The 17,253-nt window shown below is 69.4% G+C and carries 16 protein-coding genes; 10 read left to right on the top strand and 6 right to left on the bottom strand.

Annotated elements, in window-relative coordinates:
- Positions 1 to 12: 12 nt before the first annotated feature.
- From RJQ01_RS06380 to RJQ01_RS06365, 4 genes are read left to right on the top strand one after another with little or no spacing between them, the layout of a single operon-like run.
- Positions 13 to 1,242, top strand: coding sequence for a sensor histidine kinase (locus RJQ01_RS06380; protein ID WP_350475898.1), 1,230 nt, complete (start codon positions 13 to 15; stop codon positions 1,240 to 1,242).
- Positions 1,239 to 2,372: a hypothetical protein gene (locus RJQ01_RS06375; RefSeq protein WP_350475897.1), complete on the top strand. Its 1,134-nt coding sequence runs from the start codon at positions 1,239 to 1,241 to the stop codon at positions 2,370 to 2,372. Before RJQ01_RS06380 ends, RJQ01_RS06375 begins: the two co-directional genes overlap by 4 nt.
- Before the next feature lie 4 nt (positions 2,373 to 2,376).
- The gene (locus RJQ01_RS06370; RefSeq protein ID WP_350475896.1) at positions 2,377 to 3,561 is read left to right on the top strand and encodes a sensor histidine kinase; all 1,185 of its coding nucleotides are present in this window, start codon (positions 2,377 to 2,379) and stop codon (positions 3,559 to 3,561) included.
- Positions 3,558 to 4,778 carry a hypothetical protein gene (locus RJQ01_RS06365; protein WP_350475895.1) on the top strand — a complete coding sequence of 407 codons (1,221 nt, stop codon included), beginning with the start codon at positions 3,558 to 3,560 and terminating at the stop codon, positions 4,776 to 4,778. Before RJQ01_RS06370 ends, RJQ01_RS06365 begins: the two co-directional genes overlap by 4 nt.
- Here the strand turns inward: RJQ01_RS06365 and fbaA are convergent.
- A complete protein-coding gene (gene fbaA / locus RJQ01_RS06360) occupies positions 4,763 to 5,791 on the bottom strand; it encodes a class II fructose-bisphosphate aldolase (RefSeq protein ID WP_350475894.1) in 1,029 nt (342 codons plus the stop codon). The two genes, RJQ01_RS06365 and fbaA, sit on opposite strands and share 16 nt — an antisense overlap.
- A 239-nt stretch (positions 5,792 to 6,030) precedes the next feature.
- Here fbaA and glpX point away from each other — a divergent pair, with 239 nt between their 5' ends.
- A complete protein-coding gene (gene glpX / locus RJQ01_RS06355; protein WP_350476069.1) occupies positions 6,031 to 6,969 on the top strand; it encodes a class II fructose-bisphosphatase in 939 nt (312 codons plus the stop codon).
- 137 nt (positions 6,970 to 7,106) lie between these two features.
- Here the strand turns inward: glpX and RJQ01_RS06350 are convergent, their stop codons facing one another.
- The 4 genes from RJQ01_RS06350 to RJQ01_RS06335 form a co-directional block, all read right to left on the bottom strand.
- Positions 7,107 to 8,075: a bile acid:sodium symporter gene (locus RJQ01_RS06350; protein WP_350475893.1), complete on the bottom strand. Its 969-nt coding sequence runs from the start codon at positions 8,073 to 8,075 to the stop codon at positions 7,107 to 7,109.
- Positions 8,072 to 9,808 carry an AMP-binding protein gene (locus RJQ01_RS06345; RefSeq protein ID WP_350475892.1) on the bottom strand — a complete coding sequence of 579 codons (1,737 nt, stop codon included), beginning with the start codon at positions 9,806 to 9,808 and terminating at the stop codon, positions 8,072 to 8,074. Before RJQ01_RS06345 ends, RJQ01_RS06350 begins: the two co-directional genes overlap by 4 nt.
- 88 nt (positions 9,809 to 9,896) lie before the next feature.
- Positions 9,897 to 10,139: a VOC family protein gene (locus RJQ01_RS06340; RefSeq protein WP_350475891.1), complete on the bottom strand. Its 243-nt coding sequence runs from the start codon at positions 10,137 to 10,139 to the stop codon at positions 9,897 to 9,899.
- 18 nt (positions 10,140 to 10,157) lie between these two features.
- Positions 10,158 to 11,417, bottom strand: a complete 1,260-nt coding sequence (locus RJQ01_RS06335; RefSeq protein ID WP_350475890.1) for a DNA recombination protein RmuC — start codon at positions 11,415 to 11,417, stop codon at positions 10,158 to 10,160.
- Positions 11,418 to 11,492: 75 nt separating this feature from the next.
- Here RJQ01_RS06335 and RJQ01_RS06330 point away from each other — a divergent pair, with 75 nt between their 5' ends.
- Both RJQ01_RS06330 and RJQ01_RS06325 read left to right on the top strand, forming a co-directional pair.
- Entirely contained in the window at positions 11,493 to 12,410 is a 918-nt protein-coding gene (locus RJQ01_RS06330) for a LysR family transcriptional regulator (protein ID WP_350475889.1), read from the top strand.
- A gap of 108 nt (positions 12,411 to 12,518) precedes the next feature.
- On the top strand, positions 12,519 to 14,021 hold the full coding sequence (locus RJQ01_RS06325; RefSeq protein ID WP_350475888.1) for a CoA-acylating methylmalonate-semialdehyde dehydrogenase: 1,503 nt from the start codon (positions 12,519 to 12,521) through the stop codon (positions 14,019 to 14,021).
- Positions 14,022 to 14,060: 39 nt separating this feature from the next.
- Here RJQ01_RS06325 and RJQ01_RS06320 read toward each other — a convergent pair whose 3' ends face one another.
- Positions 14,061 to 14,675 carry an exonuclease domain-containing protein gene (locus RJQ01_RS06320; RefSeq protein WP_350475887.1) on the bottom strand — a complete coding sequence of 205 codons (615 nt, stop codon included), beginning with the start codon at positions 14,673 to 14,675 and terminating at the stop codon, positions 14,061 to 14,063.
- 67 nt (positions 14,676 to 14,742) lie between these two features.
- Between RJQ01_RS06320 and RJQ01_RS06315 the strand changes: the two genes are divergently transcribed.
- Genes RJQ01_RS06315 through RJQ01_RS06305 form a run of 3 tightly spaced genes read left to right on the top strand, consistent with a single transcriptional unit; the run spans position 14,743 to position 17,253 of the window.
- The gene (locus RJQ01_RS06315) at positions 14,743 to 15,678 is read left to right on the top strand and encodes a DMT family transporter (RefSeq protein WP_350475886.1); all 936 of its coding nucleotides are present in this window, start codon (positions 14,743 to 14,745) and stop codon (positions 15,676 to 15,678) included.
- 28 nt (positions 15,679 to 15,706) lie between these two features.
- Positions 15,707 to 16,744, top strand: coding sequence for an LLM class flavin-dependent oxidoreductase (locus tag RJQ01_RS06310; RefSeq protein WP_350475885.1), 1,038 nt, complete (start codon positions 15,707 to 15,709; stop codon positions 16,742 to 16,744).
- Entirely contained in the window at positions 16,741 to 17,253 is a 513-nt protein-coding gene (locus RJQ01_RS06305; RefSeq protein WP_350475884.1) for a metallophosphoesterase family protein, read from the top strand. Before RJQ01_RS06310 ends, RJQ01_RS06305 begins: the two co-directional genes overlap by 4 nt.

The raw sequence follows: 17,253 nt of genomic DNA, 5'->3' as shown, positions 1-17,253 counted from the left end.
CGGGCGAGCGCCGTGACTGCCGCCGATGCGACCGCTTCGGCGATGACACTGCCCCCGCCCCGCGAGGTGACGGCGAGTGCCCTCGTTCGGGGTCTGGCCACCGCCCAGCGACTCATCGGCCCCGCGAGCATTCTTCTGGCAGGCGGCATTCTGCTCGAGGTCGGCGTACGCCGGGGTGACCTCGCGAGCCTCGCACCTCTCGCCGCGATTCTTGCCCTGATGCTCGTGAGTTCGCTCGTCCTGGCATGGCGTCCCTCCACAGCGATCGCTGCGACGCAGCTGGCCCTCGGTACCGTTGCGGGCATGGCGTACGCCGCCGCCGCGATGCCCACGCTCTCGAGCGGCGAGTCGCACAGCGCGTACCTCATCGAGGCCATCGCGACCGCGCTGATCTTCGTCGGTGCGATTCGACCGCGGGCGTCGAGCGGCATTCTCTGGGTCTGCGGCGCGTGGCTCGCGGGTAGCGTCTCTCTCGCCGCGGGGGCCGCCATCGTCGGCGAGACCTATGTCCTCTCCTGGGATCGCGTGATCGATGCGGCCATCATCTGCGGAGCCTATGCGATGGTCGCGATCGGATGGCGACGTCGACGGGAGCGCCTGCCCGAGCTTCCCGCGCTCGCGCAGTCCTCCCGCAGCGGCGAGGATCAACGCGTGCGCGAGCGCGCGGCGACCGCCGTCGTGCACGACACGGCGCTGGCCGCGCTCACGCTCGTGGCTCGCAGTACGCCCGCGCTCGACGCGCGGCTGCGGCAGCGCATCCTTCGCGATCTTCGCATTGTGGCAACCGCGACGGTGTCGCCGCGCGGTGCCTCGCCGGCACCTGATCCGCGCGGCACGAGTCTTGGTGCGCGGCTGCTCGCCATCGTCGACGAGGTGCGGTGGCGGGGCATGCGCGTGGACGTCGCGGGGGTCGATGCCACCCTCGCGCATCCCGGCGATGACGCGGCCGAGGCCATCCTGGGCGCGACCGCGGCGGCGCTCGACAACGTCGTCGCCCACTCGGGCGCAACCCACGCCGACGTCACGGTGGGCTCCGCAGCGGGTCAACTCACCGTCATGGTCGTTGACGGGGGTCGAGGGTTCGACCCCGCGACCGTCCCGGTGGACCGCCTTGGACTGCGGGAGTCGGTGGTGGGCCGGGTCGAGCGGGTAGGCGGCAGCGCCCGTGTCTGGTCGGGTGCGACGGGCACGACCGTGCTGCTCTCGGTTCCTTCTGCAGCGGTCGAGGAGGCCGCCCCATGACGACGTGGTGGCGATCCTCGGCGATCGATGTCGACACGCTCAGCTGGCTGACGTCGTCGCTCGTGACCATCTGGGTACCGATCGTCGTCGCTGTGCAGGGCGTCGTCTCGATCACCGCAGGAGGCCAGGCCGGCCGATTCGTCGCGGCTCAGATTCTCGCGCTTCTCTTGTTCGTTGCCGCCGGCATTCTCACCCACGTCGGATCACGTCCCTACCGCGGGCGCCTCGGCGCGGCCTTTTCCATCACGGTCTTCGTACTGACCGCCCTCGGCGTGCTGGTCTCCGCTGCCGGACTGCAGGGCGAGGCGGTCGTTCCCGAACTGTGGTGGGCGTCGCTCGCAGCTGCCCTCATCGCGATGTCGCTGGCCCCCTTCCTGCCCGGGCGCGTCTTCCTGCCCGGCATGATCGGGCTCACCGCCTGCACGATCGTCGGGGCGCTCGGGGCGACCGGAGGCGAGGACGTGCGACTGCCGGTGGCGGCCGCGCTCACCGCGACCTCTCCCGTGCTGTTCGCGACGATCGGTGGTTCAGTGCTCACCGGCATCATGATCGCCGATGTCGTGCGCTGGCGCGCCCTCGTCGATCGGGGACGGGCCACGGACGCGCAGGAGGAGCCGGTGGTTGCCGTGCTTGAGCGGGTCACGGCGGGCGCGTGGTCGCAGCGCATGCAGCCCTTCCTGCGGTCCATCGCCCTGGCCGAGGAGGTCAGCGACCGCGATCGACGCCGCGCAGCGGCGCTCGCCGACGAGTTGCGGCGCGCCCTCGTCGCACGCGATGCCGAGTCGTGGCTCAGTGGGATCGTCGCCGAGTGGCCCGTACATGTCGACGACCCGCACCGTTTGGCGGACACGATCACGGTGGACCAGCGCAGCGCCATCACTGCCCTGATCACTGGTCTGTTCTCCGACCCCGAGGCAGGGGTGTTCGGGGCACGACTGCGCCTGGCGGCTGCCGGGGATGACGCCGTGGCGGTGGCCGTCACCGTCTCGCTCGATCTGCCGGAGGGGAGGCGCACCACGGTCCTGGCGCCCTACTATCTGAGCGTGAGGTCCGTCGTCCGACGCATCGAGTGGCGCAACGGTGAGTCGCTCGTCGTAAGCTTCGATGTCGACGCGGCTGGGCAGCGGTAGCCCCATGGCTGTCTTCGAGACGCCTCGCCCGGTGGCGGCTGCCGCGATCGTCCACGGACTGGCGGCCGCTCAGCGCGTGATCGTGCTGATCGGTCTGTTGTTCGGCGCTCTCACCGTCGCCGATCTGCTCGTAGCACGCGGCCACGGTGGTTACGCAACGCTCGTCGTGGCTCCCGTCTTGGCGGTCTCGCTGCTCGCTCTCGTGCTGTTGTGGCGACCGACTCTCGTCACGGCGTCGCTCTTTCTCGCCGGCGGGGCGGTGTGCTCGGTCGCCGTCATCACCCTCGGTCTGACGGTGGACCCCGAGTTCGCCGACCCTGGCCCGTTCGCGCTCAACCGCACGGCCACCGCGCTCGTGCTCGTCGGCGCCCTGCACGGCAGTGCTGTGAGCGGGATGGTCTGGAGCACCGCGGGGCTCGTCGTCGCCTATGGCAGTCTCGCCATCGGGCTCGCCTCCGGCGGTGGCGATGCCCAGCCTGGTTGGGGGCCCTTGCTGCTGTTCATCGTGTCGTTCCTCGCCTACGCCATCCTCGCGTTCGCCCAGCGCCGCGCCCGGCTCGCGGCACCGGCCCTCGAGAATGCGCTCGTCTCCCTCGAGCGGGCCGAGCGGCGGCGGGCCCTCGAACTGCGTTCGGCAGCGGTCGTTCACGACACGGTGCTGGCGGATCTCGCGGTGATTGCCACCTCACCGGGGCCACTCAGTGATCGGGCTCGCGCGAGGTTCGACTCCGACGTCGACCTCATCCGGTCGTCGAGCGTGCGCGACCCGAACGCCTCCCAGCCGGTATCGACCGAGTTCGGCGCGGCCCTCCTCGATCTCGCCCGCGACTTCCAGTGGACGGGAGTGCGCGTGGAGGTGAGCGGGGCGGAGATGCTGTCGCGCGGGGTGGACCCCCGGGTGGCCGATGCACTGCTCGCCGCCGCTCGCGCCGCCCTCGACAACGTGGCACGACACTCCGGCGCCGACCATGCGGATCTTGTCGTCGGCGAGCGGTCAGGGGTCGTCTCCCTCCTCATCGTCGACGATGGTCACGGATTCGACCCGGATGCGGTCCCAGGCGATCGCCTCGGCCTGAGCACGGCCATCAAAGCTCGCGTGGAAGATGTGGGCGGCTCCGTGCGCATCTGGGCTGGCGAGGACGGTACGACGGTGATGCTGTCGGCACCGTGGCCGGGGGTCGCCCCGTGAGCGGCCGCGCGACGGCTCCTCGGTCTCACCGCACGCCCTGGGCTGCCGACCCGCTGAGCTGGCTCGCCGTGCCGAACCTCCCCCTCGGCGCCATCGTCGTCACGATCGCGTATGGCGCGGTCGCGCTCGCCCTCGGCGGCCAGAGCGGCGCAGCCCTGCTGCAGCAGGGGGTCGCCGTGATGCTGGCCACTCTCGGGCTGCTGTGGGTCTTCGTGGCAACGCGACCGCGGCGCGGGCCACTGTCGAGCGGTCGCGCTGTCGTCGCCGTAGCGCTCGTCGGTGCAGGGATGCTGGTCTCCGCCGCCGCGCATCGCGGCAACGACGCGATGGTGCTCGAACTGTGGTGGGCGCCGCTGGTGTGCACCCTGCTTCTGCTCAGCATGGCTCCATACTGCGACCTGCCGGGCGTGCTGCTGGCAGGCTGCGCGCTACTGCTGACGGCGCTGGCCGCGGCGGCACTGCTTGACGTCGGCACGTCCAGTGCATGGCCGCCGCTGGCCGCAACGACCATGATCGTCTCTCCGATCGTGTTCGGCACTGCTGGCGCCGTGGCCTTCATCGTGACGGTGACGAGGCGACTCACCCGGTGGTCGGAGCGGCCCTGGTCGGAGGTGTCACCCGTCACAGCCGAGGTGCTGGAGGACGACCCCGACAGCGCCGATGCGCTCGTGGCGCAAGTTGACGAGCAGACGAGCGCGCAACTGGGGGATGCGCTCGAGTTGCTCGTTGACGTCGTCGAACGTGGCGAGATCGACGGTCGCGACCAGGAACGTGCGGCGCGCGTCGCCGCCCGACTGCGCGGTGAACTGATCGCGGCGGCGAACGACAGTTGGCTGGCGCGCATGGCGCGCGGCAGACCGTTGAGCGTGCGCGACCCGGACCGCCTCGCCGATCGGCTCGGGGTGCCGCAACGTACGGCTCTACGGGCGATGCTGGATGCCCTGCTCGACGATCCAGCGTCGGGTTTCGTCTCTGCGCGCATCGAGTTGAGGTCTCCGGACGACGGCACGATCGCGGTCGCGCTGCGTATTCTCACGACCCTGGCCGAAGGCCGCCGCGTGACGTTCCTCGAGCCCTACTACGTGAGTCTGCAATCGACCGTCACGGGTATCCGCTGGCGCAACGGATCCTCGATCGCGCTCGACTTCACGATCACGCCGGACCCGCGCGCGCCGAAACCACCGCTCGCGCAGCGCCAGGCTCAACTGCCGGAGTGACCCGCGGAGCCCAGCTGGCGGGTCGCGTCGACGACGCGCGCAGCCATCGCGCTCTCCGCAGCCTTGCCCCACGCGCGCGGGTCGTACACCTTCTTGTTGCCCATCTCGCCGTCGACCTTGAGGAACCCGTCGTAGTTCTTGAGCACGCTGTCGGCGACCGAGCGGCTGAAGGCGTACTGGGTGTCGGTGTCGATGTTCATCTTGATGACGCCGTTGGCGACCGCGGTGGCGATCTCCTCGTCGGTCGAGCCGGAGCCACCGTGGAAGACGAGGTCGAGGGGCAGGGCATCCGTGCCGTACTTCGCCTGGATCCCGTCCTGAATCTCCTTGAGCAGCTCGGGTCGTAGCTTGACGTTGCCCGGCTTGTAGACGCCGTGCACATTGCCGAAGGTGAGGGCGGCCATGTAGCGGCCGTGCTCGCCGAGACCAAGCGCCTCGACCGCGGCTGTCACGTCGCCGAGCGTCGTGTACAGGGCGTCGTTGGAGCCTTCGTGCTGCACACCGTCCTCCTCTCCGCCGACCACTCCGATCTCGACCTCGAGGATCGCGTTGATGGCCTTCATGCGGGGGAGGAGATCCTTCGCGATCTCCAGGTTCTCCGCCAGAGGCACGGCCGAGCCGTCCCACATGTGGGACTGGAAGATCGGGTTGCGCCCGGCCTTCACCTCAGCCTCGCTCGCCTCCACGAGCGGCATGACGAATCCGGCCAGCGCATCCTTCGGGCAGTGGTCGGTGTGCAGGGCGATGGTGACGGGGTAGTTCTTCGCCACCTCGGTGGCGAAAGCGGCGAAGGCGAGGGCGCCCGAGGCGCGGGCCTTGACGCTCTGGCCGGCGAAGTAGTCCGCGCCGCCTGTCGTGACCTGGATGATGCCGTCGGAGCCGGCGTCGCTGAGGCCCTGCAGCACGGCGTTGATCGTCGACGACGACGAGACGTTGATCGCGGGGTAGGCGAAGCCGCCCTTCTTGGCCTTGTCGAGCATCTCGGCGTACTGGTCCGGCGTGGCGATGGGCATGAGGCTCCTCGGTGCTGGGGGTGGTGTGGGTTCGCCTCGAGTCTAGCGACGGGCATCCCGGTCGCCATCGGATCTGTCGCCGAGACGTCGCTCGTACGCGGCGATAGGCTGGTGGCGCGCTGCTCTGCCACCCGGCGCGTCCTCACGTTTCTCAACGCATTGCCGACCACGGAAAGGACGCCATCGTGGTGACCACTAAGACCGGAACGCTGTTCCTCCACCCGGACCGCAACCTCGCGATGGAGCTGGTGCGCGCGACCGAGGCCGCCGCCATCCGGTCGGCACCGTTCATCGGCAAGGGCGACAAGCTCGCCGCGGACGGCGCCGCCGTCGACGCGATGCGCAAGTTCCTCGGCACCGTCAACTTCTCGGGCCTGGTGGTGATCGGGGAGGGCGAGAAGGACAACGCTCCCATGCTGTTCAACGGCGAGGAGGTCGGCAACGGACAGGGGCCCGCATGCGACATCGCCGTGGACCCGATTGACGGCACCTCGCTCACCGCCGCGGGACGAGGACACGCGATCTCGATGATCGCCGTGTCGGATCGCGGGTCGATGCTTGACGCCTCGAGCGTCTTCTACATGGACAAGATCGTGGCCGGGCACGAAGGGATCGGTGTTCTCGATATCCGCCAATCGGTCGCCGAGAACATTCGAGCGCTCGCCGCGGCGAAGAAGAAGCGCGTCGACGACATGCGCATCGCCGTGCTCGACCGCCCCCGGCACGCTGCTCTGATCGAGGAGATCCGCGCGACCGGAGCCGGAACGCGCATCATCCTCGATGGCGACGTGGCCGGCGGCATTAACGCCGCGCGCCACGACTCGCGCATCGACATGTGCATCGGTACCGGCGGCAGCCCCGAAGGAGTCGCGACGGCGTGCGCCGTCAAGGCGCTCGGCGGCTTCATTCAGGGCAGGCTCGCGCCCGGCAGCGACGAGGAGCGTGAGAAAGGCGCGGCCGCCGGCCTTCTTTTCGACCACGTCTACGAGGCGAACGAGCTCGTGCGCAGCGACAACACGTTCTTCGTCGCGACGGGGGTGACCGACGGCGAGCTCGTGCGCGGTGTGCGCCGGGAGGGCGAGATCATCACGACCGAGTCGATCGTGCTGCGCTCGCGCTCGGGCACGGTGCGTCGCGTCAGCGCCGATCACCTCGTCGCAAAGTGGCTGGACTCCTGACGCCAGGGGGACCTTCTCCGAGCGCACCCGACCGCAGCGCCGCGTGAGCCACGCATCCGCTTCACTCACGCACTCGACGCCTCGCACTGATCAAGCAGTGCGAGGCGTCGAGTGCAGTACGAAGCGCGACCTGCGCGCTAGAGGAGGTTGGGGATCTTCTGCTCCTCCGCAAGGTTCGCTCGGCGGAACCAGATCGTCACGAAGGTTGAGACGATCACGATGAAGAGCGAGTAAAGCGCCGGAACGATGAGGATGAGACCGATGTCGGGGCTGCCCGCGAAGGTCAGGAGCACGATCGCGATCGCGAGTGGCCCGTTCTGGATGCCCGTCTCCAGCCCGATCGTGCGCGCGTTCATCGGATGCATGCGGATCGCACGTGCGATCGCGTAGGCAATCGCGATGCCAAAGAGCCCCAGCCCGATCGCGACGAGGTACGTCTGCCAGGGCGTCGACGTCAGCAGCGCCCAGTTGCGCGGCACCCACGTGGCCATGAGGAACACGATGAAGAACAGGCCGAAGAAGCCGCCGAGCAGCTCCATCACGGCGCCGATGTTTGCGCTGTACCGACGCAGGATCATGCCGGCAACGACCGGGATGAGCAGGGTCGCGAGCGTCACGACGATGTTGAGGATGGGAATCTGCAGCTCAGAGTCGGCGTCGAACACCAGCGAGCCGTAGAAGGCGAGAACGAGAGGCGTCATGAGGATGGCCCACAGCGTGGAGTTCGTCGTCATGATGACGCTCAGCGCGAGATTGCCCTTCGAGAAGTACGTGAAGATGTTCGACGTCGTGCCCGCAGGCACGCAGCCCATGAGAAGGGCCCCGAGGGCGACGGGTGCTGCGTACTCGCGCGGCAGCTGGAAGAGCACCGCGATGACGAGAATGTAGGCCAGCAGGGGCATGATGCCGAACTGCGTGATGAAGCCGATGATGAGACCCCACGGCCGTCGCAGGGCGGAGCGGAAGTCTCGCGGCGTGAGGCCAGCGCCGAGGCCGAACATGATCACGAAGACGAGGCCGACGAGCAGGATCTGCTCGAACTCGGTGACGACATCCTGTTCGTTGACGACGGTCTGGGTCAGATGGATGAGCGACGCACCGGTCATGACAGCTCCCTTCCCTGTGTCTCGATACTGGCGGTCTCTGAGGTGACGCCGATGGCGCGCAGCTCGCGCCGCAGAATCTTGCCGATCGGGCTCTTGGGCAGCTCGTCGACGAAGCGCACCGATTTCGGCACCTTGTACGCCGCGAGGGCCTCCCGGCAGTGCGCGATCACCGCCGCCTCGGTGGGTGGGCTGTCGGCCGCCACGATGTACGCGCGCACGGATTCCCCGGTCTTGTCGTCGGGGAGCCCGATGACGCCGACCTCGAGAACCCCGGGCATGGCCGCGATGCGCTCTTCGACCTCGTTCGGGTACACGTTGAACCCGCTCACGAGGATCATGTCCTTTTTGCGGTCGACGATGGTGAAGTACCCGTCGGCGTCCATCTGCGCAATGTCACCGGTGCGGAACCAGCCGTCGAGCATCGACGCCGCCGTGTCCTCCGGGCGGTTCCAGTAGCCGGAGGTCACCTGGGGGCCTCGTGCGATCAGCTCACCAGGCTGGCCCACGGGCACGTCGTTGTCCTGGTCGTCGACGCACCGGATGTCGGTCGACGGCACGGGGATGCCGATCGTGCCGTCTTTGCCGACGCCCCCGAGCGGGTTGAAGGTCAGCGCAGGGGATGTCTCGGTCAGCCCGTAACCCTCGACGATCGGGGTACCGGTGACGGCACGCCACTGCTCGGAGACCGATTCGTGCAGCGCCATACCGCCTGCAGCGGAGGCGACGAGGTGCTTCGGCGGGTTCTCGGTGAACCACCGCTCGTTGAGGAGGGCGTTGAAGAGGGTGTTGACGCCGGTTGTCCAGGTGATCTTGTAGTTCTCGAAAGCGCGCTTGAGGTTGCTCGGCGGGCGCGGCGAGGGAATGAGGATGTTGCGCGCACCCTCGTGGAAGAAGCCGATGAGGTTCACGGTGAAGGCGAAGATGTGGTACATCGGCAGGGCGGTCAGAACGACCTCCTTGCCGGGGCGGATGTGGGTGCTCAGTAGCTGCATCATCTGGAGCGTGTTGGCGACGAGGTTGCCGTGGCTGAGCATCGCACCCTTGGCGACGCCCGTGGTGCCACCCGTGTACTGCAACGCAGCGAGCGTGTCGGAGCCCACACCGTCGAGGTAGCTCCCGGACGCGCCCAGTTTCTGGCGGCCGCTGGCCAGCGCGGCCTGCAGCGGTGTGTGCGCCACCGTGATGGCGGGCAGCGAGCGGTTCCACCACTTCTGCACGAGGCGGATGACGCCGGCGATCACGGGCGGGAAGAACTCGCCGATGCGCACGGTCACGACCGTCTCGATGTCGGTCGCCGGGATGACGGAGGGCAGCCGATCGGCGAACATGTCGATGATGACGAGAGCCTTCGCTCCGGAGTCGCTGAACTGGTGGATCATCTCGCTCGCCGTGTAGAGCGGATTGGTGTTGACGAGCACGCAGCCCGCCTTGAGCACCCCGAAGGCGACCACCGGGTAGCTCAGGCAGTTGGGCATCTGCACGGCGACGCGATCGCCGGCCGCGAGCCCGAGGTCCTCCCTCAGGTAGGCGGCGAACTCGTCGGAGAGGGTCGCCACCTGCGCGTAGGTGAGAGAGCCGTTCATGCCGTTGGGCATGCACTGCGTGAAGGCGACGGTCTCGGCATACTCCTCGGACGCGCGCGCCAGAAGCTCCGGCAGCGTGCGGAAGGGCGGGGGCACGAGCTCGTGCTCGACCTCGGTCGGGTAGTGGGCGAGCCAGGGGCGTTCGGTCATCGTCGATCTTTCGCCGGAGGGACCACGGCGGTAGCTCACCGCCGATGGTGTGTGGGGCTCATCCTAGCCAGGCGCGGGCGCCGAATCGCTACCTGCTTGTGGGATTCTCCAACACCGAGAGGTTGTTCCCCGCCGGGTCTGTGAACCATGCGATATCCGGCCCCTGACCCGCCTCGAGACCTCTCGCGACGCCGCGTTCGTCCTGCGCGACGTGCTCATAGCGGAGCATCTCGGCACCGCGTGCGGCAAGGTCGCTCACGGCCGCGTCGATGTCGGCCACCTCGAGGTTCAGCACAGTGTCGGTGGCGGGGGCGTGGTCGGCCTTTGTCACACCGCGTCGTCGGGCGCGCTACCCTCGCGAGCCGGAATCGTCTCCCTCGATGGCGTCGCGGTCGGGCCCGGCTTGCTCGAGCTCGGCCACGAGCTCCATGGCGGTGAGCTCGCGCGGCCCCTCCTCGATGGCATCGAGCGGCCCGAGCACCGTCGATTCGTCGAGGCGCTGAAGTTTGCGGGCCGTGGGGAAGACCTGGCGCTCCATCGACCCGACGAAGCCGTTGTAGTTCTTGATGGTGCTCTCGATCGACCGACCGAGCTTCTCGACGTGCCCGGCCATCGTCGAGAGGCGCCCGTAGAGCTCGCGGCTCAGGTCGAAGAGCACCTTCGCATCGGCCGTGAGCACATCCTGCTGCCAGGAGAACGCGACGGTCTTGAGCACCGACCACAGGGTCACGGGCGAGGCCAGGGCGACGCGCTTGCTGAAGGCGTAGTCCATGATTCCGGGGTCGGCCTCCATGGCGGACGAGACGAGCGATTCGCTCGGGATGAAGGCGATCACGAGCTCGGGGGAGGCCTCCAGACCCGCCCAGTACGCCTTACTGGCGAGAGTGTCGATGTGGCCCCGCACGAGACGCACGTGCTGCTTCATGAGCGTCTCGCGCTGCGCCCCCTCCTCGCCCGTCGCAGTGACGGGAATCTGACTGGCCCGCAGGTACGCCTCGAACGGCACCTTGGCATCGACCGCGATGTTCTTGCCGCCGGGAAGATGAATGACCATGTCGGGACGGCCCGCACCGGCATCAGAGGTGATGCTGGACTGCACGTCGAAGTCGACGCGCTCGATGAGGCCGGCCGCCTCGACGACGTTGCGCAGCTGCGTCTCGCCCCACACTCCTCGAACGCTGTTGGATCGCAGTGCTGAGGCGAGCGACTCCGCGGTGCTGCGCAACCGCTCCTCCGACTCTGTCGCGGCGCGCAACTGCTGCGTGAGCTGGCCGTGCTGCTGGCTGCGCTGCGCCTCCAGCTCGGTGACCTTCGACTGCATCGTGCGCAGCGACTCCTGCACGGGTGCCAGCGCCTGCAGCACTCGGCTCTCCTGCTTGTCGCGCTCCTCCCGCTCGCGGTCGCGCTCGCGGGCGAGGGCGAGCTGCTCGTCGAGCGCGCTCGCCCGCGCTTCCGCCTGGGCCACCCGCACCTCTGCGACCGTGGCCTGCTCGCGCAGCTCGACGAGCTCCGCGCCCGTGCCGGCTCGACGTGCGAGCAGCAGACCGATGATGACGCCGAGCACCGCGCCGAGGAGGAGGCCGAGCAACAGGGGCAGGAGGAAGTCCATGCGAGTCAGTGTGCCAGGGGCATCCGACAGCACTCGCCCGCGCGCCCCGCGCGCCCTGGTCGTATCGTGAGGGGCATGACCCCGGCGCCGCGCTCGCTCGATGTGAGCACCGACGACCTGCGCTACCTCGTCGCCGTCGCGCGGGTGGGTCGCATGGTGTCGGCGGCCGCGCTGCTCGGTGTCGACCACACGACCGTGCGCCGGCGGCTCGATCGCCTCGAGGCCGCGCTCGGTGTGCGGCTTCTCGACCGCGGTGCCGACGGCTGGCAGCTCACGGCGATCGGCAGAGACGTCGTGGAGCGCGCCTCCGGGCTGGAGGGGCTCGTCGAGCAGGTCGTCGCCGCGGCGTCCGGCAGCGACGTCGTGCGCGGTACCGTGCGCGTCGCGACGCCCGACGGTTTCGGGGCCGTGTTCGCGGCTGCGGCGCTCGCGCGGGTGCGCACCGAGCATCCGGGGATCGCCGTCGAGCTCGTGACCTCCACGAAGCCGCTCTCCCTGCGGGGCTCCGGATTCGACCTCGTGGTGTCGATCGGGTCGACGGCGGGCTCGCGCGTCCAGTCGGAGCTGCTCACCGAGTACTCGCTGCGTCTCTACGCCGCGCCCGAGTACCTGGCCGCGCGGCCCCCGATCCGCGACCTGGCCGACCTGGCCGGCCATGACCTCGTCTTCTACGTGGATGCCCTGCTCACCGTGCACGAGCTCGACCTCGCGACGGTCGCCCTCGGCGACATGCGGCTCGGCTTCGGCTCGACGAGCGTCTTCGCACAGCTGGAGGCGGCGCGTGCCGGCGCGGGAATCGGCCTGCTGCACGCGTTCATGGCCGAGGGGGTGGCGGGGCTCGTGCCTGTGCTGCCCGAGGCGGTCGACTTCCGGCTGCCGTTCACGCTCTCGACGCGCCCCGACAGCCCGGCCGTGGACGCCGTGGCGATCGTGCGCGAGGCTCTGCGCGACGAGGTCGCTCGGCGTCGTGGGGAGCTGCTGCCGGGAGGCTAGCATCGTGCGTTTTCGCAGATAGCGTGTGCGCTTTCAGTGCTTGATCGCAGAGCGGCACGCGCGCAGACTGGGGTCGATCACCATCGTCCGCGTCGAAGGAGAACCCCCATGACCGATGTCCAGAACTCGCTCGTGCAGCACTGGGTCGGTGGTGAGGCCTTTGCCGGTGCCTCCTCCCGAACGGCACCCGTCTACAACCCGGCACGCGGCGCCGTCGCCCGCGAGGTCGCCCTCGCCTCCACCGCCGACGTCGACCACGCCGTCTCGGTCGCCGCTGCCGCGCAGCCCGCGTGGGCGGGCACCTCGATCGCGAAGCGCCAGCAGATCATGTTCGCCTTCCGCGAGGCGCTCAACGCCCGCAAGGATGAGCTCGCCGCCATCCTCACCGAGGAGCACGGCAAGGTACTGAGCGATGCCGCAGGAGAGATCGCGCGCGGGCTCGAGATCGTCGAGCTCGCCTGCTCGATCCCCCAGCTGCTCAAGGGCGAGTACAGCGAGAACGTCTCCACGGGCGTCGACGTCTACTCGCTCAAGCAGCCCCTCGGCGTCGTGGGAATCATCAGCCCCTTCAACTTTCCCGCCATGGTGCCGCTGTGGTTCTTCCCCCTCGCGATCGCGGCCGGCAACACGGTCGTGCTGAAGCCCTCCGAGAAGGACCCGTCGGCGTCGCTCTGGATGGCGCAGGTGCTGCAGGAGTGCGGTCTGCCAGACGGCGTTCTCAACGTGGTGAACGGCGACAAGGAGGCCGTGGATGCTCTGCTCGAGCATCCCGAGATCGCCAGCATCTCCTTCGTCGGGTCGACGCCCATCGCCCGCTACATCTACGAAACGGCATCGAAGAACGGCAAGCGCGTGCAGGCCCTCGGCGGCGCGAAGAACCACATGCTCGTGCTGCCCGACGCCGACCTCGACCTCGTCGCCGACTCGGCCGTGAACGCGGGCTTCGGCTCGGCAGGCGAGCGCTGCATGGCCGTCTCGGTCGTCGTGGCCGTCGAGCCCGTCGCCGACGAGCTCATCGAGAAGATTCGCTCGCGCATGAGAGGACTGCGGGTCGGTGATGGCACCCGCAACTGCGACATGGGCCCGCTCATCACGAAGGAGCACCGCGACAAGGTTGCCAGCTACCTCGACGTCGCGGCCGAGGATGGCGCCGAGATCGTCGTCGACGGGCGCGGCATCGAGGTGGACGGGGAAGCCGACGGGTTCTGGCTCGGCCCGACCCTCGTCGACAAAGTGCCGACGAGCTCGCGCGTCTACACCGACGAGATCTTCGGCCCCGTTCTCTCGGTGGTGCGCGTGACGACCTATGAGGAGGGCCTGGCCCTCATCAACGGCTCGCCGTACGGCAACGGCACGGCGATCTTCACCAACGACGGCGGCGCTGCGCGTCGATTCCAGAACGAGGTGACGGTCGGCATGATCGGCATCAACGTGCCGATTCCCGTGCCGGTCGGCTACTACTCGTTCGGTGGCTGGAAGAACTCGCTCTTCGGTGACGCGAAGGCATACGGCACGCAGGCGATCCCGTTCTTCACCCGCGAGAAGGCGATCACCTCTCGCTGGCTCGACCCGAGCCACGGCGGCATCAACCTGGGCTTCCCGCAGAACTGAGCGGCGCGCCGTGCTCGACGGACGACGTCGCCTCGAACGTCAGCCGAGCACGGCGGGGCGCCGGTCGGCCGCGGCGGTCTCGCCCGCAGGGCCGATGAGCCCGAGCGCACCACCCGTGATGCGCGCGAGGTCCTCCATCGAGCTCACGTCGTGCCGTTTCGCCGCGTGCACGACGATGGCCGCGCACGCTTCGGCGTCGGCGAGCGCGTCATGGTGCAGGAAGTCTTCGAAGCCGGCCGCCATCGCGGCGACGGGCAGCCGGTACGAGTCGAGGTGGTACGTCTTGCGCGCGACCCGGAGGCTGCACAGGTAGCTGAGAGAGGGCACCGGCACTGCGCTCGCCTCGCACGCCGCGCGCAGCACGCCCATGTCGAACCCCGCGTTGTGGGCGGTCAGCACGTCGCCGTCGACGAAGTCGAGCAGGGCATCCATCTGATCGCACCACAAGGGGGCATCGGCGATGTCGGCGGCGGTGATGCCGTGAATGCGCGTGTTCCACTCGAGCATGTGGTCGACGCCGAGCGGGGGGCGGATGAGCCAGCCGGTCTTGTCGACCACGCGGCCCTCGCGCACCTTCACCATCCCCACCGAGCAGGCTGAGGCCGCTGCGTTGTTGGCGGTCTCGAAGTCGATGGCGGTGAAGTTCAGCGGCACCCCTCGATGCTCGCATGCGCCCCCGACCGCGTGCCCCGGGCGCGCCGTGCACCCCTAGCCTGGAAGGGTGAACGCCCTCCGCCGCTTCAGTCCCGCCGTGCTCGCACAGCTGTTCTGGGCCAGCAATTTCGTCGTCGCCGACCGCGTCGTCGCCGAGTTCTCGCCGCTCGAGCTCACCTGGCTGCGCTGGGTGGGCGCGCTGCCGATCCTCGTCGTGGTCGCGTGGTGGCTCGAGAGGCCCCGCTGGCGGGAAACGCTGCGCGAGTGGCGCCTGCACCTCCTGCAGGCTGCCCTCGGCATGGTCGCCTACACGCTCTTCCTGTACTCGGCGCTCGAGTCGACCTCGCCGGTCACGGCGAGCGTCATCACCGCGCTCAACCCCGCCGTCATCGCGATCGCAGCGGTCATCGTGCTGCGCGAGCGCATCCGACGCCTCGGGGTCGTCGGCATCGTTGTCTCGTTCGCGGGCGTGATCGTCGTCATCTTCACGGGGCAGGGGCTCGATGCAGGCCTGAGCCTCGCGCCGGGCGACCTGCTCATGCTCGGCGCGATCAGCGTCTGGACTGCCTACGTCATCGTGAGCCGACGCCTGACGACCCCGCCGATCACCGCGACGACGATCCAGGCGGCGATGAGCGCCGTGATGCTCGTGCCCGTCGTCGCCGTGTTCGGGGCGCCCGGCATCGCCGCAGGGCCCAGCGTGGCGGCATGGTGGGGCCTCGTGTGGATCATGGTGTTTCCTTCGGCGCTCGCCTACCTCTTCTGGAACATCGCCGTCGGCACGCTCGGCGCGTCCAAGACGGGTGTGTTCCTCAATTTGCTGCCCGTCTTCACGGCGGTCATCGCGCTCGCGTTCGGCGATGTGCTGACGGTCGGCCAGCTCGTGGGGGGCGCGATCGTCCTCGGCGGCGTGTACCTGACGACGCGGCCGGGCGCGACGCAGGCCCCCGACCTCGCATCCAGCGCTCCGGATGCCCCCGCCGACCCCGCGCGCCGGGAATAGTTCTGCATGCAGACGCATTGACTCGAGCATGACGACGCTCGGATTCCTCTCTTTCGGCCACTGGCAGGACGTGCCCGGTTCGCGCACGCGCACGGGGGCGGAGGTGCTGCAGCAGGCGATCGAGCTCGCCGTCGCGGCCGAGGAGGTCGGCGTCGACGGCGCGTACTTCCGCGTGCACCACTTCGCGCGCCAGCACGCCTCCCCATGGCCGTTGCTCGCCGCCGCGGGCGCGCGCACGAGCCGCATCGAGCTCGGCACGGGCGTCATCGACATGCGCTACGAGAATCCGATGGCGATGGCGGAGCTCGCCGCTCAGGCCGACCTCATCGCGGGCGGCCGACTGCAACTCGGCATCAGCCGGGGGTCACCCGAGACGGTCATCGACGGCTGGCGCGCGTTCGGCTTCGAACCCGCCGAAGGCGAGAGCGACGCCGACATGGCGCGGCGCCACACCGAGCTCTTCCGCCGCGCGATCGCGGGGGAGGGCTTCGCGCCCGCCAACCCGCAGATGACGGGCACGACGGCACTGCAGGCGATCCAGCCGCAGGCGCCCGGGCTCAGCGACCGCATCTGGTGGGGCGCCGGCACGCGGGCCACCGCGGTGTGGACGGCCGAGCAGGGCATGAACCTCATGAGCTCGACGCTGCTGACGGAGGACACCGGGGTGCCGTTCGACGAGCTGCAGGCGGAGCAGATCGCGAAGTACCGCGATGCCTGGAGTGCGGCGGGGCACACGCGCTCGCCGCGGGTGTCGGTGAGCCGCAGCATCCTGCCGATCATCGATGAGGAGACGCAGTACTACTTCGGGCTGCAGGCGCAGGGTGCGCAGCGCGACCAGGTCGGCATTCTCGACGGCGCGCGCTCGCGCTTCGGCCGCTCCTACATCGGCGCACCCGACGCGATCGCGGCCGAGCTCGCGCGGGACGCGGCCGTGCAGGCCGCCGACACGCTGCTCGTGACCGTGCCGAACCAGCTCGGGCCGGAGTTCAACGCGCGCATCCTGCAGTCGATCCAGCGTGACATCATGCCCGTCGTCGACGCCGAGGTCGCGCCCTCGCTCGCGTGAGGCTCCTGCTGCTGAGCGACACGCACCTGCCGGTGCGGGCGGCGACGCTGCAGCCGCAGGTATGGAGCCTCGTCGACGACGCCGACCTCGTCATCCACGCGGGCGACTGGGTCGACGTCGCGACGCTCGACGCGCTCGAGTCGCGCGCGGCGCGGCTCGTCGGCGTTGCGGGCAACAACGACGGGCCCGAGCTGCATGAGCGGCTCGGCGAGGTCGTGCGCGTCGAGGTCGAGGGCGTGCGCATCGCCGTGATCCACGAGACGGGTGCCGCAGCGGGTCGTGAGCGGCGGTGCGACGCCCTGTTCGGCCCCGAGGTGGATGCCCCCGCCGACGTGCTCATCTTCGGCCACTCGCACATCCCCTGGGATTCGACGACGCCCGGCGGTCTGCGTCTCCTGAACCCGGGCTCGCCGACCGACCGGCGGCGGCAGCCGGTCGGCACGGTCATGACCGCGCGCGTTGCCGACGGCGCTCTACACGACGTGGCGCTCGTGCCCACCCCGCGCTGA

The sequence above is a fragment of the Microcella sp. genome, from assembly GCF_040286215.1.
Classification (GTDB): domain Bacteria; phylum Actinomycetota; class Actinomycetes; order Actinomycetales; family Microbacteriaceae; genus Microcella.
Note: the sequence above shows the minus strand (reverse complement) of the source record. Positions and strands in the feature narration are given on the sequence as shown.